General features: G+C 58.0%; 34 protein-coding genes. 20 read left to right on the forward strand and 14 right to left on the reverse strand.

The window, feature by feature from the left end; translation table 11 throughout:
• Positions 1-116: 116 nt before the first annotated feature.
• The 13 genes from YA0848_RS14880 to YA0848_RS14940 all read right to left on the reverse strand — a co-directional run bounded on the left by YA0848_RS14880 (position 117) and on the right by YA0848_RS14940 (position 7,228).
• On the reverse strand, positions 117-794 hold the full coding sequence (locus YA0848_RS14880) for a hypothetical protein (RefSeq protein WP_198731353.1): 678 nt from the start codon (positions 792-794) through the stop codon (positions 117-119).
• Complete coding sequence (locus YA0848_RS14885; protein ID WP_198731354.1) at positions 791-1,435, reverse strand: recombination protein NinG; 645 nt, start codon at positions 1,433-1,435, stop codon at positions 791-793. The genes YA0848_RS14880 and YA0848_RS14885 overlap by 4 nt, the downstream gene beginning before the upstream one ends.
• On the reverse strand, positions 1,432-1,692 hold the full coding sequence (locus tag YA0848_RS14890) for a hypothetical protein (protein WP_198731355.1): 261 nt from the start codon (positions 1,690-1,692) through the stop codon (positions 1,432-1,434). Before YA0848_RS14890 ends, YA0848_RS14885 begins: the two co-directional genes overlap by 4 nt.
• A complete protein-coding gene (locus tag YA0848_RS14895) occupies positions 1,685-2,104 on the reverse strand; it encodes a recombination protein NinB (RefSeq protein WP_198731356.1) in 420 nt (139 codons plus the stop codon). The genes YA0848_RS14890 and YA0848_RS14895 overlap by 8 nt, the downstream gene beginning before the upstream one ends.
• Before the next feature lie 79 nt (positions 2,105-2,183).
• On the reverse strand, positions 2,184-2,579 hold the full coding sequence (locus tag YA0848_RS14900; RefSeq protein WP_198731378.1) for a hypothetical protein: 396 nt from the start codon (positions 2,577-2,579) through the stop codon (positions 2,184-2,186).
• A gap of 232 nt (positions 2,580-2,811) precedes the next feature.
• Positions 2,812-3,075: a hypothetical protein gene (locus tag YA0848_RS14905; RefSeq protein ID WP_198731357.1), complete on the reverse strand. Its 264-nt coding sequence runs from the start codon at positions 3,073-3,075 to the stop codon at positions 2,812-2,814.
• Complete coding sequence (locus YA0848_RS14910; RefSeq protein WP_198731358.1) at positions 3,072-3,260, reverse strand: DUF1382 family protein; 189 nt, start codon at positions 3,258-3,260, stop codon at positions 3,072-3,074. The genes YA0848_RS14905 and YA0848_RS14910 overlap by 4 nt, the downstream gene beginning before the upstream one ends.
• On the reverse strand, positions 3,260-3,910 hold the full coding sequence (locus tag YA0848_RS14915) for a hypothetical protein (RefSeq protein ID WP_198731359.1): 651 nt from the start codon (positions 3,908-3,910) through the stop codon (positions 3,260-3,262). The genes YA0848_RS14910 and YA0848_RS14915 overlap by 1 nt, the downstream gene beginning before the upstream one ends.
• A complete protein-coding gene (gene dnaB, locus YA0848_RS14920) occupies positions 3,910-5,250 on the reverse strand; it encodes a replicative DNA helicase (RefSeq protein WP_198731360.1) in 1,341 nt (446 codons plus the stop codon). The genes YA0848_RS14915 and dnaB overlap by 1 nt, the downstream gene beginning before the upstream one ends.
• Positions 5,247-6,254 (reverse strand): replication protein, encoded by a 1,008-nt coding sequence (locus tag YA0848_RS14925; RefSeq protein ID WP_198731361.1) that lies wholly within the window; start codon positions 6,252-6,254, stop codon positions 5,247-5,249. Before YA0848_RS14925 ends, dnaB begins: the two co-directional genes overlap by 4 nt.
• Positions 6,251-6,469 carry a hypothetical protein gene (locus tag YA0848_RS14930; RefSeq protein ID WP_198731379.1) on the reverse strand — a complete coding sequence of 73 codons (219 nt, stop codon included), beginning with the start codon at positions 6,467-6,469 and terminating at the stop codon, positions 6,251-6,253. The genes YA0848_RS14925 and YA0848_RS14930 overlap by 4 nt, the downstream gene beginning before the upstream one ends.
• A gap of 334 nt (positions 6,470-6,803) precedes the next feature.
• A complete protein-coding gene (locus YA0848_RS14935) occupies positions 6,804-6,992 on the reverse strand; it encodes a hypothetical protein (RefSeq protein WP_010568074.1) in 189 nt (62 codons plus the stop codon).
• Between the two features lie 29 nt (positions 6,993-7,021).
• Positions 7,022-7,228, reverse strand: coding sequence for a Cro/CI family transcriptional regulator (locus YA0848_RS14940; RefSeq protein WP_044274852.1), 207 nt, complete (start codon positions 7,226-7,228; stop codon positions 7,022-7,024).
• Positions 7,229-7,334: 106 nt separating this feature from the next.
• Between YA0848_RS14940 and YA0848_RS14945 the strand changes: the two genes are divergently transcribed.
• From YA0848_RS14945 to YA0848_RS15035, 19 genes are all read left to right on the forward strand, one after another.
• Positions 7,335-8,117, forward strand: a complete 783-nt coding sequence (locus tag YA0848_RS14945; protein ID WP_044274917.1) for a LexA family transcriptional regulator — start codon at positions 7,335-7,337, stop codon at positions 8,115-8,117.
• Between the two features lie 8 nt (positions 8,118-8,125).
• Complete coding sequence (locus tag YA0848_RS14950; RefSeq protein ID WP_044274853.1) at positions 8,126-8,365, forward strand: hypothetical protein; 240 nt, start codon at positions 8,126-8,128, stop codon at positions 8,363-8,365.
• A gap of 306 nt (positions 8,366-8,671) precedes the next feature.
• A complete protein-coding gene (locus tag YA0848_RS36665; RefSeq protein ID WP_373562126.1) occupies positions 8,672-9,016 on the forward strand; it encodes an OB-fold protein in 345 nt (114 codons plus the stop codon).
• Positions 9,017-9,440: 424 nt separating this feature from the next.
• Positions 9,441-9,956, forward strand: coding sequence for a hypothetical protein (locus tag YA0848_RS14960; protein WP_198731362.1), 516 nt, complete (start codon positions 9,441-9,443; stop codon positions 9,954-9,956).
• Positions 9,957-10,354: 398 nt separating this feature from the next.
• Positions 10,355-10,555 carry a hypothetical protein gene (locus YA0848_RS14965; RefSeq protein ID WP_198731363.1) on the forward strand — a complete coding sequence of 67 codons (201 nt, stop codon included), beginning with the start codon at positions 10,355-10,357 and terminating at the stop codon, positions 10,553-10,555.
• 21 nt (positions 10,556-10,576) lie between these two features.
• The gene (locus YA0848_RS14970; RefSeq protein ID WP_198731364.1) at positions 10,577-10,828 is read left to right on the forward strand and encodes a DUF551 domain-containing protein; all 252 of its coding nucleotides are present in this window, start codon (positions 10,577-10,579) and stop codon (positions 10,826-10,828) included.
• Positions 10,829-10,847: 19 nt separating this feature from the next.
• A complete protein-coding gene (locus YA0848_RS14975) occupies positions 10,848-11,138 on the forward strand; it encodes a hypothetical protein (RefSeq protein WP_198731365.1) in 291 nt (96 codons plus the stop codon).
• Positions 11,135-11,368, forward strand: coding sequence for a hypothetical protein (locus tag YA0848_RS14980; RefSeq protein WP_198731366.1), 234 nt, complete (start codon positions 11,135-11,137; stop codon positions 11,366-11,368). The genes YA0848_RS14975 and YA0848_RS14980 overlap by 4 nt, the downstream gene beginning before the upstream one ends.
• The gene (locus tag YA0848_RS14985; protein ID WP_178114446.1) at positions 11,365-11,502 is read left to right on the forward strand and encodes a hypothetical protein; all 138 of its coding nucleotides are present in this window, start codon (positions 11,365-11,367) and stop codon (positions 11,500-11,502) included. The genes YA0848_RS14980 and YA0848_RS14985 overlap by 4 nt, the downstream gene beginning before the upstream one ends.
• Positions 11,499-11,849 carry a hypothetical protein gene (locus YA0848_RS14990; protein WP_198731367.1) on the forward strand — a complete coding sequence of 117 codons (351 nt, stop codon included), beginning with the start codon at positions 11,499-11,501 and terminating at the stop codon, positions 11,847-11,849. Before YA0848_RS14985 ends, YA0848_RS14990 begins: the two co-directional genes overlap by 4 nt.
• A 174-nt stretch (positions 11,850-12,023) precedes the next feature.
• On the forward strand, positions 12,024-12,830 hold the full coding sequence (gene bet, locus YA0848_RS14995) for a phage recombination protein Bet (protein WP_198731377.1): 807 nt from the start codon (positions 12,024-12,026) through the stop codon (positions 12,828-12,830).
• Positions 12,827-14,452 carry a YqaJ viral recombinase family protein gene (locus YA0848_RS15000; RefSeq protein WP_198731368.1) on the forward strand — a complete coding sequence of 542 codons (1,626 nt, stop codon included), beginning with the start codon at positions 12,827-12,829 and terminating at the stop codon, positions 14,450-14,452. Before bet ends, YA0848_RS15000 begins: the two co-directional genes overlap by 4 nt.
• Positions 14,449-14,970, forward strand: coding sequence for a hypothetical protein (locus tag YA0848_RS15005; protein ID WP_198731369.1), 522 nt, complete (start codon positions 14,449-14,451; stop codon positions 14,968-14,970). Before YA0848_RS15000 ends, YA0848_RS15005 begins: the two co-directional genes overlap by 4 nt.
• A 72-nt stretch (positions 14,971-15,042) precedes the next feature.
• Entirely contained in the window at positions 15,043-15,291 is a 249-nt protein-coding gene (locus YA0848_RS15010; protein WP_198731370.1) for a hypothetical protein, read from the forward strand.
• Positions 15,292-15,349: 58 nt separating this feature from the next.
• Entirely contained in the window at positions 15,350-15,706 is a 357-nt protein-coding gene (locus YA0848_RS15015) for a hypothetical protein (RefSeq protein WP_198731371.1), read from the forward strand.
• Positions 15,699-16,109, forward strand: a complete 411-nt coding sequence (locus tag YA0848_RS15020; RefSeq protein WP_198731372.1) for a hypothetical protein — start codon at positions 15,699-15,701, stop codon at positions 16,107-16,109. Before YA0848_RS15015 ends, YA0848_RS15020 begins: the two co-directional genes overlap by 8 nt.
• Before the next feature lie 63 nt (positions 16,110-16,172).
• Positions 16,173-16,799, forward strand: a complete 627-nt coding sequence (locus tag YA0848_RS15025) for a hypothetical protein (RefSeq protein WP_156358954.1) — start codon at positions 16,173-16,175, stop codon at positions 16,797-16,799.
• A gap of 346 nt (positions 16,800-17,145) precedes the next feature.
• Complete coding sequence (locus tag YA0848_RS15030; protein WP_198731373.1) at positions 17,146-17,886, forward strand: hypothetical protein; 741 nt, start codon at positions 17,146-17,148, stop codon at positions 17,884-17,886.
• A 49-nt stretch (positions 17,887-17,935) separates the two neighbouring features.
• Complete coding sequence (locus tag YA0848_RS15035; protein WP_198731374.1) at positions 17,936-18,268, forward strand: hypothetical protein; 333 nt, start codon at positions 17,936-17,938, stop codon at positions 18,266-18,268.
• Positions 18,269-18,302: 34 nt separating this feature from the next.
• On the opposite strand, the gene YA0848_RS15040 is transcribed toward YA0848_RS15035, so the two are convergent.
• Positions 18,303-18,494 (reverse strand): hypothetical protein, encoded by a 192-nt coding sequence (locus YA0848_RS15040; protein ID WP_221440259.1) that lies wholly within the window; start codon positions 18,492-18,494, stop codon positions 18,303-18,305.
• A 183-nt stretch (positions 18,495-18,677) separates the two neighbouring features.
• On the opposite strand from YA0848_RS15040, the gene YA0848_RS15045 reads away from it, so the two are divergent.
• Entirely contained in the window at positions 18,678-19,418 is a 741-nt protein-coding gene (locus YA0848_RS15045; RefSeq protein ID WP_169902436.1) for a metallophosphoesterase, read from the forward strand.
• Positions 19,419-19,445: the final 27 nt, after the last annotated feature.

Genomic DNA, 19,445 nt, shown 5'->3' on the forward strand with positions numbered 1-19,445 from the left:
TGCTGGGCGCACATAAAAAACCCGGCTCGATGGCCGGGTTCAGGGTTTCGTGTGCGTTTCGCGTTACTTGTGCACTATGGGAAAAGTACGCGGAATTCCCCGTCATGTCAATATGATTATGCCGCCTCCTGATCTTTTTCCGCGTGAATCACCTGCCACACCGGCTGCTGCGCCTGAATATCCACTTCCTTGATCACTTCTTTCAGGGATTCCCACAGGTCGAGCCAATCGCGAGTCCAGTTCTTCGGGTCGATGGTCACGCCGAAGAACGTGTTCATCTCGGCGGCTACCCGCGCCGGCCCCCACTCGGCAGATCCGGCCACCTCCCCTTTGTACGACTGCAGGGCCAGGGTCACCAGGTATTGCGCCTTCACGCGCTTGGCCGATGTCAGGTCCGGCAATGCTGCCTTGGCGGTGATCAGCAGCACCGCATTCAGCAGGTGCCGCATGTTCATCGCCGGGTGGTACAGGTAGTGGCCGAACTGCTGCACCTGGAAGGGCAGCGTGTCGATGGCGCGCAACACCTTACCGATGGTAGCCAGGTGAGCGGCGCGGGCAGTAGACCGGCCAAGCGGCGTTCCGCGTGTTTCGCTGATGCTGATCTTCTGGCGCACGACCTGAATGCGTTCCTCCTTGTCCTCCCCCAGTGCAGCAAATACGGCTTCTGCGCGCCGCATGCGCTGCCCCTTCTTGATCGGCGCGGATTGCGCTTTATCAATGGCCACGGCGCTGATCGACGCGTTCGATTCGTGCTGAGCCTCTGTCCAAACCTGCCTTGCGTTGATCAGCTTCATGCGGCTTGCTCCTTCTTCAGTGCGCGGGTCTTGGCCCGGTATTCGGCGGTGATCGCCTTGAGTTCTTCCACGGTGTGCTTGCGTGGCTGGTGATCGGCTTCGAGCGCTTCCACTGCTTCCAGGCCGATCCGAGCGACGAGCCCGGTGCGGAACGCCTGTGAAACGGTCTCGCCCTTGCGAGCGAACTTCGACGACCCGGCGTTACAGCTTTTGCACTGGAGCCAGATATTGGTCGGCACCAGCCTCAGTTCCGGGCGAGCGCCCTTGCCGAGGAAATGGCCTGCGTCAAATGCCCCTCCGGTCTTCCAGCCCTGGGCGCTCAGGATCGACTCCTGAGTGTCACCGCAGCTGATGCACCCACTGCCGATGCTCAGCTCGTAGGTGCGGCGGTAATCGCGCACGGCCTTCTCTGCATCCTTGAGGTGGTCGGCGCGACTTTTCAGGGCCTCCTTGCGGACCTTGATGTCCTTGCGCTCGATATCCGCCAGCGCCTTGCGTGCCTTCGGCTCATGCCTGGGCGCGTCGATCATTGCGCACGCTGGGCTGCACACCGCCTGACCCATGCGCGAAGGGACGAATAAGGCCCTGCACGTAGCAACGCGGCATTTCTTCGGCTTGGCCGGCTTCCGCTCGATGGTCATACAGCCTCCTTGGCTTTATGCTGCTCATGGGTGAATTCGCCGCGAAGGGGCATCAAATCGCTGGACTGATAAATCATTTCCCAGTACCTGGCGCGGCAAACCCACACATCCTTTGCAAGTGGTAGAGTCAATCCTTTGTAGGTCCAAACATCTCCAGTTTTTAGCGCCTCAATTAGCTCTACCTGGCTCATTGCCGGATACAGATCATTCCCCACCAGCGTCAGCGCCAAGTCGCCCGGCTTGAAGTTGTTAGTCATAGCGGCCACCCCAATGATCTTTTTGCGTCCAGCGCACCTGGTGCTCGGCGCCGAAGGCATGCACCCACTCGATCAACTCACCGCACTGCTTCACGGTGAGCTTGCTGGTGCGCTCGTAGATGACGTCGAAGCCGTTGCCGTCTACCGCCGGTATCATCTGCGGCTGATCGCCTGTCTCGCGCAGCCAGGCGGCCGTCAGAAGGCGTTTCCAGATCAGGACATCCCACTTCTTCCCGGCGTGTTCGACCTGGGCGGCGATATCGGCCAATGCCGCGTGCAGGGCCTTGTTCTGCTCCCCACTGCGGTCTACTTCGGTGATGGCCAGCTTCTTGGGCCTGGCCAGGTCCAATCCGGCGATGTAGCCCATGGCCCTGGTGCGGTCTGATTCATTGCGGATCTGGAGATTGGTCATGGCCGCTTCTCCAGGCTTTCGAGGTAGAACACCAGGGCACCACCGATCAGCAGGCCCAGCACGAATACGCCGAAGGTGGTCATGGCCGGTCTCCCTTGCCCATGGAGACGGCGTAATTCCAAACCTTGCACCATGCGCACTCCTTGCCGGCCTTGGAGCCGTTGTCTTCATCCCATACACCTGGAATTGAGTGACAGTGGCCGGGGGCATTCCCCGCACGGCTGATGCGCGCACCTGGAATCTCACTGACTACGGCGCTCATAACCCCTCGCAGCGCCTCGTTCTCAGCCTTCAGCTCAGCATTGACCCGCTCGTAGGCTTCGTAGCCGGTGCGTAGGCCGGCGACTTCGGCCTTGAGCGCTTCAACCTCCTGCCACAAGCGGTCTGCAAGTGGGTCATGCCAGCCTGGCATCTTCTGCAAGCTGCGCATGTGCACAGCGAGCTCGGTAGATGATTGCTCTCTGACGTAGGTCATGGCTTCACCTCAAACAGCTCAGGATGTAGTTGGCGTGCTGGACCTGCCATCCAGGGGCGCCGAATGACTACGTGGAATCTCCACGCCCAAATCGATAAGTGATTCGCCCCTCGGCTACGCATAAAGCTCCTGCATGCCTGATAGCGCCATGGCAGGAAGGTGACCTTCAGAAGGCAAGACTTCGGCAGGGCCTTGTGCTTGACCGTTGCGTCGTGTGGCATCGAATGAATGTTCATGACTTCACCTTCAGGCCGGCAGCTTCGACTGCCTCGTAGACATCACTCGAATACATGAGCGAACCAATTACCTTTGGCAGATCAATCACCAGCGCCTCGCGGGATGCCTGCCAGCCCCACCACGCAGATTGCACCAGCGAATTCAGGTAATCATCACAGTGATCCTTTGCGAAAACTGAAGGATCAAACCGCGCCACTGCACGGCTCAGGCATGCGGCCTGGTAGGCAACCTCAAACTCTTCACGCATCTTGTCGGTCATGTCCGCTTCTCCCCTGCTTCTGCGATCAATGCCATGCGCTCCAGGCGCTCGGCGGCCTGACTGGCCAGATTCATACCGTCCGCCTCATCCACCACCGGCATGCACACGAAACGGATTCCGCACTTGACCAGGGCGCTGGCAGCCTCAATGGATTGGCGTAGCTGGGCTGGGTTTGCTCGTTTCATCACGCGGCCTCCCGTGCATTCCAGCACTGGATGATTTTTTGAGAAAATTGAGAAAGTGCCCATTCGGCGCGACTGGCCTGGCGATGCTGTGCCAGCTTCCGGTGGTTGATTGGCCCGTGGAGGCCCTTCAGGTACGTCTCGCGCGCCTGACGATCCATCCAGCCGGTGATGACCTCTTCGACGATGTGGCCAATGCAGACGCAGTCAGGTCGTTGCTGATGCTCGCCGGCGGAAAGATATGCGGCGTAGGTGTGAATGCCGAACCACCGCCGTACCGCTGCGCCGATCTCGGCAGTCGAATAGCTGACCTCGCCGCGCTCACTGAAATAGCTCAGCATCCCGTGAAACAACTCACCGCCAATCATCTCGGCGCGGCCGTAAGCGAATACCACCGGGAATCCCGTGATTTGCTGGGCATCCCATGCCTTTTCACGCTCGGCCTGGCTCGGGACGGGCCCTTTAACTTCGACAAATGCGCCAACAGCCGGCAGGAAGAAGTCAGGCATGTAGCCGCCGTGGCGGGTGGTCACGGTGCGCGGCTCGTATAACCAGGCCACCCCCATCGCATCCATCATCGCCGCCCAGCGAGTCTCCGAATGGGAGCGCATTTCGTAACCGCCGTAGCGGAATATCGCTTGCTTGTCTCTCATCAGAAATTCACCTTTACGACGTTGTCTTGCCGGGCGTGGTTGGCCAGCGGCAGGAATCGGGACTTGGCACCCTGAAAGGCCGTAGGAACTGTGCCGATCTCGCCGTCTCGGTTCTTGCGGATGATGATTTCGCCAATCCCCTTGTCCTGGGTGTTTGGGTGGTACACCTCGTCGCGGTACACGAACATGACGATATCGGCGTCCTGCTCGATGGCGCCCGACTCGCGCAGGTCGCTGAGTACCGGGCGCTTGTCTGGACGGCTTTCACAGCCTCGGTTGAGTTGCGATAGGATGATCACTGGGCAATCAAGCTCACGGGCCAGCAGCTTGATTTGGCGGGACATGGCGGTAACGTCCTCAGTCCTACCCTTCCCTTCACCCTCAACCAAGCCCAGGTAGTCGATCACCACGAGGCCCAAAGAGCCCATGCGGTGCGACTGGCGACGGGAAATTGAGCGGATGCGCGGCATAGTCATGACCGGAACGTCCGACACGGCGATAGGCGCGTCACGCATGCGCATGACCGCCATGTTCAGCTCGGTGGCGTGATCATTGCTGCACTCACCAGTCTTCAGCGACGGGAGAGGAATCCCGCCTACGGCTGCAAGCAGACGATCCATCAGCTGGGTCTTGCTCATTTCCAAGCTGATCACTAGCACCGGTTTTTTCTGATTGATCGCCACGTCGGCGGCGATGTTCATTGCCAGAGTGGTCTTGCCCATCGCTGGGCGCCCAGCCACCACGACCATCTGACCGGACTTGAGCCCCTGGGTGTATGAGTCAAGATCAGGAATTCCGGTACCCAGTCCGTCGATGACGATCCCTGCGGCGAACTTGTCCAGACGATCTTGAAGTACCTCAACGTGTTCGATCAGGATGTCGCCAATCATCTGGCATTCACCATCGCTACCCGTGCTGTCCAGGCTAAGCACGATGGATTGAGCGAGGGAAATCTTGTCCTCGATGCTCGCCTCTTCGTGGGCCACCTCGTTGATTCTGGCGGCGGCGGCCGACATCAGGCGGCATACGGCGCGCTCCCGGATGATCTTCGCGTAGACCATTGCGTTGGCAACGCTGGCCGTATTCGACTGAATCTCGGCGGCATACGCGGCAACACGAACACCGCTGGCAAGTTCGGCGCGGCGGTCATGCAGCGTGACGATATCGACAGGCTGCCCGTCGGCGTGCATTTCGAGGATCAGGCGGTACAGCTCGGCGTTGTCTTCCCACGAGAAGGCGTCGGCCGATAACTGGTCGCTGAGCACATCGATCAGATGAGGCTGGCAAAGCATGGCGCCGATAACGCCGTGCTCAGCCTCGATACTGTGAAGTTCCATCATTGGGTCGCCTCCGAGATTTCGCGGAAGACGGCACGGTTGACCAGGGATTCAAGGCGAGGAGCCACGCTGGCGCCACGGAAGAACACTTGGCTGCGGTTGTTGGCCTTCTGGAAGAACGGGAGCCAGAAGCCCTGACCGCTTTGGTGCGACGGTGATTCATTCCAACGCTCGGCGATCATGCTGCGCAGCACTCTGTCGCTTGTCACGGTAACGGCTGGCAGGTTCGGGCAGACCTTGTGGTACAGGTCGATGATCTTGTCCACCGGAACACCTGCCTCGGACGCGCCCCATGGGTTTTTCTTGAATTCGCGCCCCAGCCAGTTGACCAGGAAGCGGCGCCAGTCCTTTTTCGGTTTGCTCCCGCTGGCCCAGGCGGCGGCACGTTTGATCTCGGCCTCAACGTCAATCGGCGAGTAGGCTTCTGCCCACTTGGTGATCAGGATGGCGTCGACTTCGAAATCTTCGCCATCGAACGAAACCAGCGTTGCGGCCTTTTCGATTTTGATTTCAGGCTGAGTGGGTTGAGCCCCTTGGGGGGCAGTAATCTGTTCCGTAGGAACAGTTACTAGGGGTTCTTTCTTTGTATAAAGAAGGGAGTCGTCGGATTTGGTCTGTCTCGCAATGCTGACGACTCGGCCAGAATGATCCGAGTCGGACGATATGGTCTGATTCGGACATTCTTTTTTTGTGTCGTAGAAGAGCCATTCAGAAGGCTCGCTGATACCGATATCACCACGCGCACCACCAACCCGGTACAGGATACGGCGCTTCAACAAGTGGCTGATGGCCTTGGAAGCCACGTCAGGGTGAATGTTGGTCGCCTTGGATATCTCGGTAGCCTGGATGCGTGCTTCGGCCACCTGATAGCCTATGGTGGCTCTGGCAACGTACAGCGCAACCTTCAGTTCGCGCCCAGGCAAATCGACAACCATCAAGGCCTCGATGAGCTTGTTTTCCATCCGGGTGAAACCCCCGGTGATTTTGAGAGGAATGACATTGCTCATGGGCGGACGCCTTTCGACGACGCCAGGAATGCCCGGAGCTGGTCAAGGCATTCGCGCACGAGCTTTGTCTTGGATGGCTTGGAGTACTGGAAGCGGATTTGCTTCGCGGCACTCATTGCTGCGCAAAGGTGAAAATCATTCCGCGCCACGTTTTGCGATTGCAGAAAACGTGGCGCGGATTCGTTAATGTTGACGACTGATTGGGGAATAGGCATTATTCGCTCCAGAACGTTTTTGAATGTGCTGCACGAAAAGCCACCATTGCCCGGTGGCTTTTTTGTGCGTCCGATTTACTGCTTGGTTGTTTCACTGGCAGATCCTCAATAGTCCCTGAGGGGCTAATCAGCCCTTTCGTCCTATGGAAGCGACGTTGCTCCGGCTCTTTGGTGGCCGGGTCATTCGATCCAGCGCCCGGTTCATGATTGTTGCGGCCAGCTCTTCGGGGGTTACTCCGTTGCGTCTGGCCAACAACTCCAGATCAGCGACTCCCTGCCAATCGAGCTGGATTTCCAGCGGTTTTCTTTCAGGCACAGTCCCTCCCTAGCCACTTCAGGCCACGTCTGTTTTCGCGTTAAGCTCTTCCATCATCTGGTTCAGGCCGCGCTCGAGGATTTCCCGGGCGAGTACTGCTTTCTGGGTCCGCTGGAACCTGGCCATGGCGGTCAGCAGGTCGTCGGCCACCTCATCCAGGCGGACCTTTGTGGGCTTGTCGTGCATGTGGCTTGGGTCAAAGTGCATCGTTTGTCTCCAGTGGCTGATGAATTGGTTTAAGCGGCTGATTTTTTAAGCTGGTTTTGGCTTGGGAACGGGCGAACCTCTTCGGCATGAAAGGTGCCGTCCGATGCCTCGGTCACGAAAATGTCCCGGCCAACCCTGAGTGCTTTGTTCAGCGCACCCTGGGACATACCGAGCAACTGAGCGGCCTTGGTTTGGCCCTTGCTGATAGCGAACTGATTGAGAGTGATTCGGCTCATGGCCATACCTCCATTGGCATTCATGCCGGCAGATTATCTCCCGTGGAGATACTTTGCAACTCCAATGGAGATGGTTAACTATTTCCTGTGGGAATATTCTTGCGAAATGAATAAAGAAAGACGCCAATTGCTTGATTGGGAGCGGGAGGAGTGCGCGGCCTTGAAAAAGGCCATTGCGGACTTCAATGCCTCACGCCCGAAGGACAAACGCCTGACCCAGGACGAGATCGCGCACGCTGTCGGTATGAGCCAGGGAACGCTTGGTAGCCATCTGAATGGCCATCGCCCGCTCACACAGAAGCTTGCTGTTTCTATGGCCGAAATGCTGGGCGTGCCGATTGGTTCTTTCAGTAAGCGCATCGAGGACGACATAGGCCGCATGGCTTCGGCTGCAGGCTTGAGTCAGGCGCTGGCCGCCCCAGATGCGGACGGCCGCACTCCCCCGCGCAGCTTCGATCTGAACGATGAGCCCGGGTACACCGGCGTACTGCAACTGACTGCGCGAGGATCAACCGGTGACGGCGAAGACAACCCGCACGTCGAGATCCGCGGCGTGATGGCGTTCAAGTCGGCCTGGCTGCGCGCAAACAACCTCAACCAGAAACACCTGGACGTGATCTATGCGAACGGACACAGCATGGAGCCGACAATCAATGACGGCGACGTGCTGCTGGTGGATGAGTCGAGAGTGGAACCGAAGGACGGCCAGATATTCGCCATGCAGAGCGAATCAAAGGGCACGATCGTGAAACGTCTGGTGAAGTCGGACTTCGACGGCTGGATCATTCGGAGCGACAACCCGCTCTACCGCGACGAGACACTGCGTGACGGGGAGATAAACGAGGTTCGCATTATAGGGCGCGTCGTCTGGCGTGGCGGGATGCTATAGGAGGAATCATGTCCCTTACCAAACCCAACCAGCAACTGCGCCGCGACCTGAAAGAGGCGGCGGCCCTGATCAAGTGGTCAGGCGTCGACCTGATGAAGATGGCCATAAGGCTGTCTGATGCGGGGTTCGAGAGTGATGCCAGGGAGCTGCTCACGATCATTGGCAGCTTTCCGGATGCCGAGGACAAGCTGGCGGGCTATGCGGATGAGGTCAGGGATCAGCGCATCACCAGGGCGAAATCGACATAGCCCTTTTCCTATATTGCATGCGATAGAATTCAACCTATGAACGACTCCAAGGAATAAGGATTCCGCATGCCTCTCATATCTTGCCCGGACTGCAACAAAGAAATATCTGATGCTGCCCCCATATGCCCTAGCTGCGGAAGGCCAATGGCAAGCGCTCCTTTTCGTGCAGATGCTCCCATTGGTGGAAGCTATGTCGCAAAAAGAAAAAGGTCGTCCGGACTCGGCTCTTTCGTTCTATTGCTGCTGGGCATGGCGATCACGGGCTGGTATTACCTGGGTGGAAATTCTGTTCGCACCACCAGCGATATGGTCCTGGAGTCTTACTTTTCTAGGCAGCCAATAGCGAGCGTAACTGCGCGCGATATAATTTCCGCATATGAGCAGAACGAAGTTTCCGCTGATCGCTCGTATCGCGGAAGCATTGTCGACGTAAGCGGATACATAGCAAGCATAAAGAAGGACCTAAGCGATGACCTGTACATAACGTTGGACGGTGCCGGTGCATCGCGATACCGATCTGTTCAGGCATATTTTTCTCCTGACCTTGCGAATCGCCTTGCAAGCCTCAGGAAAGGACAGGCGATTGTAGTCAGGTGTCGTATTGAGGGATTATTCATCAATGTCCGCGGACGGGACTGCACCCTTCCGTAAAGCTCATGGATATTAAGTAATTCCGGCCCGCCACTGAGCGGGCTTTTTTGTGCCTTCGATAAAAATTATCTCCATTGGAGTTGACACAAATATTTCCATAGGAGATATTAGCTCCATCGAGTCACCCAACAGGGACTCGCCAGGGCCTCACAGCCCGCCGCTCTTTACACAACCTGACGTGACCCAACGACGTACCGGCAACCCCGGTGGTGAGAAAGCTAAACCGTCGTCCATGCAGCCTCTGGTAGCTGCCGTACTCCCACATGTGAGTACGCGAAACCACGCACACAAACTGGCAATGCATCGAACACGAAATGTGCGGCGCCGGTGAGAGACGACTCGGACCGATGCGTGGTGGAGACAACAGATTTCCTCGATGACCTTGGCGACAGGGTCATCCGGAAAATCAAACGAGGGCAAGACGATGGGACTGGATATCACCGCTTACAGCAAGCTCGTAGAGGCGCCTGATGCTGAGCGCGATAGCGACGGCAAGCTGGTCGATTACGACAACTTCACCTCGTTCTACAGCAACGAGGACTTTCCAGGGCGGATGCAGGGGCTGACCGAGGGCATGGCTTACCGCACCGACGGTGAATGCTCAGGCCTCAGCACTGGATACGGCACCTACAACGCTTGGCGGGAAGAACTAGCCAAGCTTGCTGGCTACCCGGCTGAGATACGCGAACAGTACGGCCGCCAAGTTGAAAGCTATTGCGTTGCTTGCTGGGGCGGCGCTCAGGGGCCATTCGCCGAGCAGATCAACTTCAGCGACTGCGAAGGCACGATCGGCCCAGTGGTAAGCGCGAAGCTTGCTAAGGATTACGCCGAGTTCTCCGAAAAGGCCGAAGCAGTAGGCGGCTATTTCTGGGAGAAATACCAAGAGTGGCGCGTTGCTTTTGACCTCGGCGCAGATAACGGCGCCGTCTCCTTTCACTGAACAACCAGCGCCACGACAGCCTGTCGTTAACTGCCCGATCCCCTGGCGCCTGAAGGCATGCTCAGGCCGTATCGGATATAGCTCGGCCTTCTCTGTGATAGCAGGGTGGCCACCTTGTCCTGAGCCAGAGCGGGTTTTGTCGCGGCGAAGACGGGCAACATTCGGAGGGATTCGAGCTATATCCGATGCGGACGAAACTGCGGCCTATAACCGCCCACCTGCATCCCCATTCATTCCAGTGAGCGAACAACGGAGGGCTTCATCATGGACTAGCCAATAGCTGCCCGACGCCTCATGCGCCCGGCAGGCTTGTTACATACGAAGGTAAAAGCCCGGGCAATGTTCGGGCTTTTTTACGCCTCGCCTTTAACCGGGTGAACCAACGAATGGAGAGAGTCATGACGACGATTTACTTGGTCTGGAATGAGTCAGGTAGTGAGTGCGTGGGCTTCGATGATCGCGCTGACGCAGATTACGCGGCCACGGGGTTTACATCGGGCAATGGCGGCGGGGTTTCAACTCTTGCCGAGGCATTCCGCGAAAACTACGCGGACGATGACCCTGACGCAGAGTTTGAAGTTACCGAAATCGAAGCCTAACCCCAAACACTGGAGGTCGCCATGAGCGATTGGAAGGAAATTGCGAGTGCGCCGCGCGATGGCACCGAAATCATCCTGCGCAAAGGCGACCGGGTAACAGCGGGTGCCTGGATTGAATGGACAAAATCAGAAGCAGAGTTCCACTCAAATGGCACCTACTTGGGCAACTACGAGTATGACTCAGGAGCATGCTGGTCATCGTGGGATGGCGGCTTCTGTGACGACGACGAGCCGACCCACTGGCAGCCACTCCCCGCCCCGCCCACCGAATAACGCCACCCTGGAGGCAATCATGGAACACGAAATAGTTGTTGAGGGGTTTGTCCTCCAGGTGGAGGTGACCCATTGCGTGAATGAGCCGCCGTGCTATGGCAGCTGGAACAGCGACTGGGACGCCCAGGGCGACCGGGAACTGGAGTTCAAGCTGGTGTCGGGCGTCTGCTACGACGAGGACGGTGTTCGGATGGATGTGCCGGACTATCAACTGCCGGTGCTGGCCCATCAGTACGGGCCGCAGATCACCGTGGCCCTTTGGCATGAAATTGATTCCCGCAAGAGCCGGGAAAGGCGGTGTGCAGCATGAGCCTAAGTGAGCATTCACCATCCCAGCACGACCTCGCTGTCGGCATGCTGGAAAGCTACATCGCACGGGTGATTGACCCCGAGTGCAGCCCGATAGCCGTCAAGGCTTCGGCCAACACCGCAATCCTGATCTTCCGCACCCTTGGCGTGATCGACGCTGCCGAGGATGCCCACTACACCGAGCGCCTGCACCGTATCTACGAGAGCAGCTATCAAGGAGACGCGGCATGACAATCACCGCCGGTTCATTCAAAGGTATCGCCGAGGCCCTGAGAAATCAGGGTTTCTTGTTTCTGGTAGACGTGAAATGGATCGAGCAGCCTTGCAAGTGTGCGGGCCGCTGGACTTGCAAGGTGAGTGTATGAACCCGCGTATCGAGAAGAAGCTGAGCAAGCGCCTTGTTCAGCTGTATCCATGCTTGTACGGGCGAGCCTGGATCGATGATGACCACTCTGAACTTGCCTACGATGAAAACTCAAATGTTCGTCATTGCCCGAGCGTCGGCGGCGGGTATGACTCATACAGCGGCGACAGCTACGAGTCGTACACCGTATGGGCTTCCTGGCTCCAGATGTGGCCTTGGCACGGCCCGTTCAAAGAGTATCCACACGATCATCAATTCGCGATGTATCCAAATACCGAGGGCTTCAGGCCGACTACACGGAATCTCCTGAAACTGGCTGCGGAATGCGAAAAAGCTGAACGGGTATAGCCATGACCAATTACCAAAGAGCCAAGCGCTACTGCTTCTGGCGCGGGTCTGCCATAGCACTCGCATTGTTTACGACCTGGATGATGCTCAGCGCATACGCCGGGGCAATTACTCAATAACCAATACCTTCAATCGCTGCGAGCATCGCGGCAAGGATTCTCTATGTCCGCAGTAATGAAGCAGGACGACAATACGCCTGCGATGTCCGAGGCCGCTCTCGTTGAGGTGCTGAGTAGCAGCCTCTACCCCGGCGCAGAAAAGAACTCTGTTGTGATGGTCCTGGCCTACTGCCAGGCCGCGCACCTGGACCCAATGTTGAAACCGGTGCACATCGTTCCGATCTGGAACTCGAAGACGAAAAAGATGCAGGACACGGTGATGCCCGGCATCGGCCTGTACCGCATCCAGGCAGCGCGCACCGGCCAGTACGCAGGAATCAGCGAGCCAGAATATGGCCCTCCAGTGACTGCGAAGTTGAGCGGCGTAGATGTCACGTACCCAGAATGGTGCCGCGTGACGGTCAAGCGCCAGATGAGCAACGGCCTGGTGGCCGAATACACAGCCAACGAGCGCTGGATCGAAAACTACGCAACAGCCAGCAAGGACACTGCGGCGCCCAACGCCATGTGGAAGCGTCGAGCATTTGCCCAGCTCGCCAAATGCGCCGAGGCCCAGGCCCTGCGCAAAGCATTCCCTGAAGTCGGATCGGCGCCAACGGCGGACGAGATGGAAGGCAAGGCCTTCGAGGAACCGCCGCGCGATGTCAGCCCTCGGCAGCAAGCCCAGCCCGAACCGGAAGCGCTGCCCGCCTACTCCGACGACTTGCTGACCGAGAACATCGTGAAGTGGCAGCCACTAATTGACTCGAACCGCACCAGTCCTGAACACCTCATTGCGACCATCAGCAGCAAATACACGCTGAGCCCGGCGCAGATTGAAAAAATCACCAACCTCAAAGCCCTCGATGGAGACGCAGCATGAAAATTCACAACGTAGCTCAAGGCTCCGCCGAGTGGCTTGCCCTCCGCGCTCAGTACCGCACCGCTTCCGAAGCCCCCGCAATGATGGGCGTGTCAAAGCACCAATCGCGCACCGACTTGCTGAAGGCCAAAAAAACCGGTATCACACCGGACGTCACGCCATCGCAGCAGTTCATCTTCGAAAAAGGCCACGCAACCGAAGCCATGGCCAGGCCGTTGACCGAAGCGCTGATCGGCGAAGAGCTTTATCCGATCGTTGCTACCGAGGGCAATCTGCTCGCCTCCATGGATGGCGCCACAATGCTCGGCGAGACGCTGTTCGAGCACAAGCTTTGGAACGAGTCGGTCGTGGCCCAGGTGAAGGCTGGCGACCTGGCTCCGCACTATTACTGGCAGCTAGAGCAGCAACTGCTGGTGAGCGGCGCCGAGCGAGTGATCTTTGTTTGCTCGGATGGCACCCCGGAAAACTTCGTGCACATGGAATACCGGCCCGTCGCCGGGCGCGCGGCCCAGTTGATCGAGGGCTGGAAACAGTTCGAGGCAGACTTGGCCAGCTTCGAGATGGCCGATGCGCCCTCAATTGTCGTCGGCAAGGCGCCTGATGAGTTGCCAGCCTTGCGCATCGAGCTGACTGGCATGGTTACCGCCAGCAACCTGAAGGCGTTCGAAGACTCGGCGCTGGCTGTCATCGACTCGGTGAAAACCACACTTTCTACGGACCAGGACTTCGCCGACGCGAAGAAGGCAGTCAAGTGGTGCGGCGATGTTGAGGAGGCTGTCGCTATCGCCAAGAAACAAGCTCTGTCGCAGACCCAAAGCATCGACGAGCTGTTTTCGTCGCTGGATCGCATCAGCGCCCATGCCCGCGAGACCCGCCTGAAGGTAGACAAGCTGGTTAAGGCTCAAGAGCTGCTGGTGAAGACCAACATCAAGCAGAAGGCCGAATTGGCGCTGGCGGATCATATCGCCGCAATCAACAAAACCCTTGGCAAAGTCACGCTACCTCATGTCGTTTCGGACTTCGCCGGCGCCATGAAGAACAAGCGCACCATCGCCAGCCTTCAGGATGCAGTTGATACCGAGCTGGCCCGCGCGAAGATCGATGCAAGTCAGGCAGCGGACAGCATTCGATTGAACCTGACCAGTCTGGCGGAACTCGCTGCTGATTACGACTTCCTGTTCAGCGATGTGCAGCAACTGGTTACCAAGGCCAATGACGACCTGGTGACGCTGATCAAATTCCGAATCTCCGAACACCAGAAGGTGGAGCGAGAAAAGGCCGAAGCGAAGCGTATCGCCGAAGAGCAGGAAGCGGAACGCTTGGCAGCCATCAAGCCAGAGCCGGTCGTAGAGAAAGCGGCGACACCAGAGCCAGTCCGCGCCGCGCCGATCCAGACGGCCCCCGCCGCTCAGACCGCAAAGCCAATATCGAGCCAAGCGGTGGAGCAGGTAACGCTGCAGGCCAACGTGACGGACTTCGAGGCCCTGGTGAAATCCGTGGCATATGGTCAAGCGCCGATCAGCGTCCTTTCGGTCAACTGGGAAACGCTCGACGCGATGGTCGCGGCGCAGGGCGCAAACTTCAGTATGGCCGGGGTGACACTCGGCAAGGCGGCAGCATGATCAGCATCCTACAGAACGAAGTAGAGCGCCTTCGGCCAGCGTCCGACGAACTGGCGGCCCAGGTTGCGCAGTTCCTGGCAGACGGCGGCAAGATCGACAGCTCTGGAAAGTCAAAGCCCAGGCCGGAAGTACTCGCCAGCCTCAAGCAGCCACCATTCTTTCAACGCCAAGCGGTCAAAACTGAGACCGATCTACAGGTGGCGCGCATCCGCGAGATGGCGCCAACCATGAGCCGCCGCGATATCTGCGAGAAGGAAGGCATCACCATCGGCGTATTAAAAGGGATCGCTGGCCGGTACGGAATCACATTCCCCATCAGGCCAAAGCAGCCAAGCCCGCCAAACAAAGTTGACTCAATCATCGATGCGTTTTTGGTCGTCCGTATCGGCGAGTGCATCGCCGCTGGGGTCAGTCAGAATCAGTGCAGCATCAAGCTCAAGATCAGCTCAACCCTGCTCCGGCGCCTGATCAAGGAATACGAGATCGACTATCCAAAGCTGAAACCCGCATTCCGATGAAGCGGCGAGTTCAGCAACGCAAACGTCAAACCTGGCTCGCACTGCCGGCCAGCGGAATAGAAGAGGTAGGCCATGGCCAAGACTCCCACAGAACGAAAACGCGAACAGCGCGAGCGGGACAAGATGACCAAGGCGGACAAAGAAGCCGCCCTGCTGTCTCGCCAGATCGTCACGAAGCTCTATCACAACGATGACGCAGCGCTTAAACGGGTCATGGCCAGGACCGGGATCGACGAAGAGCAAGACCTTATTTCTCGATTCATCCGTGGCGACGACCGCATGACCGATGAGCAACTGGCTGCGCATATTCGCATTGCGTGACATGCCGTCGTGACTACCCCACTCCACCGCCCGGGCATGGCCCGGCAAGGAATACCGTATGACTACTGAAGCCAAGCTTCTTGCGGCAGATAACGACCGCGACATGCTTGAGTACCTGCATGACGCGTTCTCTAGCCAGGTCAATGTTTGCGATAACTGCGGGCATGAGACTGCCACCAGTGAATGCGATTCCGCTTCGGACCTGCGCGACTATCTGAGCAATTTTCCAACCCTGCCGCAACCCATCTACAACGAGGCCAAGGAGCGGGAGTTGTTTGAAGCTTCGCTTGGGTCGACGTTAGTCTCACTCAACACCAAGGGTGACTACTTGTACGTCTCATCCCGCGATAAATGGGAGGGCTGGAAAGCTTGCGCCCAGTCCCGCGCCAAAGCTGGGGAGGTGGGTCATGAGTGAAGTTCACCGATACCAGGTCGTGACGATGCTTTCCGACGCTGGCAACAAGATTGCGTACGACCCGCACGGCCCGTGGATTGTGATGGCGGCCGATCACGACCGCGTAACCGCCGATCAGAAAGAGGGAATCGCCAAGCACTGGCAGGTGGTCTGTGATCAGCGGGCAAAGATCGACGCCCTGCAACAGCGCCTGACCGCAGCGGATGAGCGGGTGGATGTGCTGGAGGGGTTTTTGCGCAAGGCGCCTCGTGGCGTTCCTGGCTTTGCAGAGTGGGAGAAGAAAAGCATTGCCGCACTCAAGCAAGCGGAGGCGCCCCCTAAGAAGGTCAAGCCAACGTGTCACTGGGCTTGTACGGGTTGCGATATTTGTGGGAGCGCGGGCCGTGGCGACACCTGGTCTTAATCCCCAACTCCCCGCCTACTGCTGGTGCCTGCTGGCACTGGCACAACTGATTTGAGGTGATTTATGAGTGAATTAAGCCAAAAACCGAAAGCCAACAATGCACCGACCTACATGTGCTTGTATCCGGGGCTGGCAGAGATCGCCCGAGCCAATGGTTACGCGCTTGCAGTGCACGGATCCCTGGCTCGCGATATGGACCTGATAGCTGTTCCATGGATTGACAACCCATCCTCGCCAGAGGCTGTGATCGCAGCCATTGAGTCCGATTACGGAATTCGCCGCATCGGTGATTTGACTGCTGCACCGCATGGGCGAATGGTTCAGACGATAGGTATCCAGTTCGGGGAATGCTTCATCGACCTTAGTTTCATGCCTTCATCAGGTCGAAACTTCAATGCAGGAACCGCGTCAGACGCCCAGCCCAGTGGCGATCATATGGAGAGTGGGGAATTCAACGATCCACTTTACAACGCCGAGTCTGATGCCAGAAACGCTGCCGCGCTGCTTGAAGAAGTACTTGAGTGGTTCGATGACGGCGTCGGGCGCAGCCCTGAGGAATTCAGGTTGATGCGCCGGATCGGAGACTGGCTGGGCCGAAGCGTTGCAGAAATCAAAGATAGCAGTGATGAGTGCGCCCACAGTGAGGCGAACAAGATCGGCTGCCCTGAATGCGGGGAGGTTTTCAAGTGATTAGCGAGAAACCAGAATTGCTGAACTGCCCATTTTGCGGAAAGGAACCGCGCTATGTTCCTGCAGATTACGTTGATAACCACGGTAGACCATGGCCATTCGCAGAATGCGATCCATGTAGCGTTGGCGCACCAGTAGAGTTTTGGAACAGGCGAGCCGGTGACGCTGCTCTACCTGCTCGGGTGTCTGTCGAAAGCGGCCCTCACTACAGTGATAACCCCGCATCAGAATACGGTTATCTGGCTGGCTGGAACGCCTGCCTAGACGAGCTGAAACGCCTCAACCCCTCTCTGTAACCCCTCCCCCTTCAAAGTCAGCCGCTATAGCGGCAAGGACAGGTATCGTCATGCCCAAACATCAGCCAGAACTGGCCCGCATCTACAACGTGTTCGGTCTCAGCTCAAACCATGAGCTTTCGACCCTGCTGGTCAATATCGAAAACACGAAGCGTTTCTCCGATCTGTTGCACGCAGTTGAGCGCGAGTTTTTCATGGTGCCCGGCGAGCCATCTGATGAACCCGAAGACACAGGGCATCCGGTAGATGACGACTGCCTGGTAAATAGCTGGGGGTCCACACCGGCTGACTATCTCAAGCAATTCAAGGCAGCATTACCGATAGCTGCCGCGAACTCGGTACCGGCCTATGAGGCGCTCGTGACCGGTGAAAAGTGGTCGTTGGACGGCGAAAACGGCTCCTGGGATTACGACAGCCTGGACGAGCTGCTCAAGGACAACTACGGCCACGACAGCGATGGCGACGGGCATCCGGCAAGCTACAGGCCAGGCCTCTACGAAGGCGGCACGGTCTATCGCGGGACGGTGTGCAAGGACGACCCCGCTCGCTTCCTGCCAGATGCCAACGATGTGACCGAGCGAATGTACGAAAACGCCTGCGATAGCGACGCTGGAGAATGGGTTGATGCCTATCCAGACATAAGCACGGCGGCCGAGGCAGAACTGCAGATCGCCCTCGCACCGCTAAAGGCCTGGGCGCGCAAGCATTGCCAGCCAGATTTCTTCACGATCAAGGACGTTACGCCGCACATCGTCACCGAAGAGGATGTCACCCGGAGCAGGAAGTCGTGATCGCCACCCTCTGGTTCGCCTACGTCTTCATCTACCGAGGTCCAAAGCCATGAACGATTGTGAGCTTTTGGATCTGGCGGCGAAGGCGGCAGGCATTGATCTCGAAGAAAACCGCCACTGCCCTTCCGGCGGGATGTGGATTGTCGATAAAAAGTCAGGACTTGATGTCGTCTGGTCCCCGCTGACCAATGACGGCGATGCGCAGCGCCTGGCAACAAGCCTTCAGCTCAGCATCCTCTGGTTCACCAACCTGCAATACGTGATGGTGGAGCGCTGCGGTTTCGGCGAGAACATCGGCTGGACCGATGACGCGGGCCGAGGTGGCGCGCTCCGCAGAGCAATCACCGCCGTCGCAGCACAAATCGGCAGCACGCTTCCATAACCCCAATCCCCTGCATACCTGCCGTCGAATGGCGTCAGGGCAATTGACTATCAACCCAGCGCTCAGCAGCAGCCATTGCCTCATCGAGCGCCGCCGGATAGTCAGGCCAGGGCCCGGTCAGTTCAGCAGCAACTTCGCCCAACCCATCAATTGACGCGGGCTCGATGATCTTCGCGGCAACCGGTGCATCGTCGTTCGGACGTCGCCAGTCGAACTTGAGGAACATCGTGTGACCCCGATATGCGTGGGCAATCGGAACATCTATTTGGTGTGACACACGCCCTCCTGGCAATTGGGTGGAATGAATACCCGTTTTACACCCATCCCAACAACACAGATATATAGGCATAACGCCATCACTCCATTCCCCTACATGCCTGCCGGTGAGCGGCGGGCGAGGTACTTCCGCATGCTCGAAACTATTGAGGTGTCGCGCGTGAAGCGCTTCGCCGCAAACACTGCCGGCCGGGATTTCGCGGTTGGCGACATTCACGGGCACTTTACCCGGCTACAGATGGCACTCGATGCGGCCGGGTTCGATCCTGCCGTTGACCGACTGTTCAGCGTAGGCGATCTGGTTGACCGTGGGCCAGAGTGTCGAGCTGTGATCGACTGGCTGGCAAAGCCTTGGTTCCACCCTGTGCGCGGCAACCATGACGACTACGTGGCGCGCTTCGATACCTGCGACGTCGAAAACTGGGTCTACAACGGTGGCAGTTGGTTCGCCGGACTGGCATGGGATGAGCAGCGAGAGTTCGCCGTGCAGTTCCGCGACATTCCAATCGCGATTGAGGTTGAGACGGAAGGCGGATTAATCGGCATCTTGCACGCTGACTGCCCCTTCCCGTCATGGGGCCAGCTACGCACCGAGCTTGAGGCTCCAGAGAGCAACAAGCGCCTGAAGCTGGTGCAGAACACCTGTATGTGGTCGCGCAGCCGCGTCGAGCAGTTAGACCAAACCTTCGTGACAGGTGTTCGTGCGCTGGTAGTCGGACACACGCCAATGAAGCGGCCAGCCGTCCTGGGTAACGTCCATCACATCGATACGGGTGGATGGATGCCGGAGCGCGGCTATTTCACCCTCCTCAACCTCGAAACGCTCGAAACCATCCCCTCAACCCTGCCTGCACTCAGTCAGGACTGGGATTAACCACCTTCAGCCGCCCAGCGCGGCAAG

It is taken from the genome of Pseudomonas sp. S4_EA_1b (assembly GCF_016307435.1).
Taxonomy (GTDB): domain Bacteria; phylum Pseudomonadota; class Gammaproteobacteria; order Pseudomonadales; family Pseudomonadaceae; genus Aquipseudomonas; species Aquipseudomonas rhodesiae.

What these genes read in the sequence shown, in the direction of transcription:
- YA0848_RS14880 (WP_198731353.1), bottom strand. Translation starts at nt 794, where the DNA reads ATGAAGCTGATCAACGCAAGGCAGGTTTGGACAGAGGCTCAGCACGAA.
- YA0848_RS14885 (WP_198731354.1), bottom strand. Translation starts at nt 1,435, where the DNA reads ATGACCATCGAGCGGAAGCCGGCCAAGCCGAAGAAATGCCGCGTTGCT.
- YA0848_RS14890 (WP_198731355.1), bottom strand. Translation starts at nt 1,692, where the DNA reads ATGACTAACAACTTCAAGCCGGGCGACTTGGCGCTGACGCTGGTGGGG.
- YA0848_RS14895 (WP_198731356.1), bottom strand. Translation starts at nt 2,104, where the DNA reads ATGACCAATCTCCAGATCCGCAATGAATCAGACCGCACCAGGGCCATG.
- YA0848_RS14900 (WP_198731378.1), bottom strand. Translation starts at nt 2,579, where the DNA reads ATGACCTACGTCAGAGAGCAATCATCTACCGAGCTCGCTGTGCACATG.
- YA0848_RS14905 (WP_198731357.1), bottom strand. Translation starts at nt 3,075, where the DNA reads ATGACCGACAAGATGCGTGAAGAGTTTGAGGTTGCCTACCAGGCCGCA.
- YA0848_RS14910 (WP_198731358.1), bottom strand. Translation starts at nt 3,260, where the DNA reads ATGAAACGAGCAAACCCAGCCCAGCTACGCCAATCCATTGAGGCTGCC.
- YA0848_RS14915 (WP_198731359.1), bottom strand. Translation starts at nt 3,910, where the DNA reads ATGAGAGACAAGCAAGCGATATTCCGCTACGGCGGTTACGAAATGCGC.
- dnaB (WP_198731360.1), bottom strand. Translation starts at nt 5,250, where the DNA reads ATGATGGAACTTCACAGTATCGAGGCTGAGCACGGCGTTATCGGCGCC.
- YA0848_RS14925 (WP_198731361.1), bottom strand. Translation starts at nt 6,254, where the DNA reads ATGAGCAATGTCATTCCTCTCAAAATCACCGGGGGTTTCACCCGGATG.
- YA0848_RS14930 (WP_198731379.1), bottom strand. Translation starts at nt 6,469, where the DNA reads ATGCCTATTCCCCAATCAGTCGTCAACATTAACGAATCCGCGCCACGT.
- YA0848_RS14935 (WP_010568074.1), bottom strand. Translation starts at nt 6,992, where the DNA reads ATGCACTTTGACCCAAGCCACATGCACGACAAGCCCACAAAGGTCCGC.
- YA0848_RS14940 (WP_044274852.1), bottom strand. Translation starts at nt 7,228, where the DNA reads ATGAGCCGAATCACTCTCAATCAGTTCGCTATCAGCAAGGGCCAAACC.
- YA0848_RS14945 (WP_044274917.1), top strand. Translation starts at nt 7,335, where the DNA reads ATGAATAAAGAAAGACGCCAATTGCTTGATTGGGAGCGGGAGGAGTGC.
- YA0848_RS14950 (WP_044274853.1), top strand. Translation starts at nt 8,126, where the DNA reads ATGTCCCTTACCAAACCCAACCAGCAACTGCGCCGCGACCTGAAAGAG.
- YA0848_RS36665 (WP_373562126.1), top strand. Translation starts at nt 8,672, where the DNA reads ATGGTCCTGGAGTCTTACTTTTCTAGGCAGCCAATAGCGAGCGTAACT.
- YA0848_RS14960 (WP_198731362.1), top strand. Translation starts at nt 9,441, where the DNA reads ATGGGACTGGATATCACCGCTTACAGCAAGCTCGTAGAGGCGCCTGAT.
- YA0848_RS14965 (WP_198731363.1), top strand. Translation starts at nt 10,355, where the DNA reads ATGACGACGATTTACTTGGTCTGGAATGAGTCAGGTAGTGAGTGCGTG.
- YA0848_RS14970 (WP_198731364.1), top strand. Translation starts at nt 10,577, where the DNA reads ATGAGCGATTGGAAGGAAATTGCGAGTGCGCCGCGCGATGGCACCGAA.
- YA0848_RS14975 (WP_198731365.1), top strand. Translation starts at nt 10,848, where the DNA reads ATGGAACACGAAATAGTTGTTGAGGGGTTTGTCCTCCAGGTGGAGGTG.
- YA0848_RS14980 (WP_198731366.1), top strand. Translation starts at nt 11,135, where the DNA reads ATGAGCCTAAGTGAGCATTCACCATCCCAGCACGACCTCGCTGTCGGC.
- YA0848_RS14985 (WP_178114446.1), top strand. Translation starts at nt 11,365, where the DNA reads ATGACAATCACCGCCGGTTCATTCAAAGGTATCGCCGAGGCCCTGAGA.
- YA0848_RS14990 (WP_198731367.1), top strand. Translation starts at nt 11,499, where the DNA reads ATGAACCCGCGTATCGAGAAGAAGCTGAGCAAGCGCCTTGTTCAGCTG.
- bet (WP_198731377.1), top strand. Translation starts at nt 12,024, where the DNA reads ATGAAGCAGGACGACAATACGCCTGCGATGTCCGAGGCCGCTCTCGTT.
- YA0848_RS15000 (WP_198731368.1), top strand. Translation starts at nt 12,827, where the DNA reads ATGAAAATTCACAACGTAGCTCAAGGCTCCGCCGAGTGGCTTGCCCTC.
- YA0848_RS15005 (WP_198731369.1), top strand. Translation starts at nt 14,449, where the DNA reads ATGATCAGCATCCTACAGAACGAAGTAGAGCGCCTTCGGCCAGCGTCC.
- YA0848_RS15010 (WP_198731370.1), top strand. Translation starts at nt 15,043, where the DNA reads ATGGCCAAGACTCCCACAGAACGAAAACGCGAACAGCGCGAGCGGGAC.
- YA0848_RS15015 (WP_198731371.1), top strand. Translation starts at nt 15,350, where the DNA reads ATGACTACTGAAGCCAAGCTTCTTGCGGCAGATAACGACCGCGACATG.
- YA0848_RS15020 (WP_198731372.1), top strand. Translation starts at nt 15,699, where the DNA reads ATGAGTGAAGTTCACCGATACCAGGTCGTGACGATGCTTTCCGACGCT.
- YA0848_RS15025 (WP_156358954.1), top strand. Translation starts at nt 16,173, where the DNA reads ATGAGTGAATTAAGCCAAAAACCGAAAGCCAACAATGCACCGACCTAC.
- YA0848_RS15030 (WP_198731373.1), top strand. Translation starts at nt 17,146, where the DNA reads ATGCCCAAACATCAGCCAGAACTGGCCCGCATCTACAACGTGTTCGGT.
- YA0848_RS15035 (WP_198731374.1), top strand. Translation starts at nt 17,936, where the DNA reads ATGAACGATTGTGAGCTTTTGGATCTGGCGGCGAAGGCGGCAGGCATT.
- YA0848_RS15040 (WP_221440259.1), bottom strand. Translation starts at nt 18,494, where the DNA reads ATGTTCCTCAAGTTCGACTGGCGACGTCCGAACGACGATGCACCGGTT.
- YA0848_RS15045 (WP_169902436.1), top strand. Translation starts at nt 18,678, where the DNA reads ATGCTCGAAACTATTGAGGTGTCGCGCGTGAAGCGCTTCGCCGCAAAC.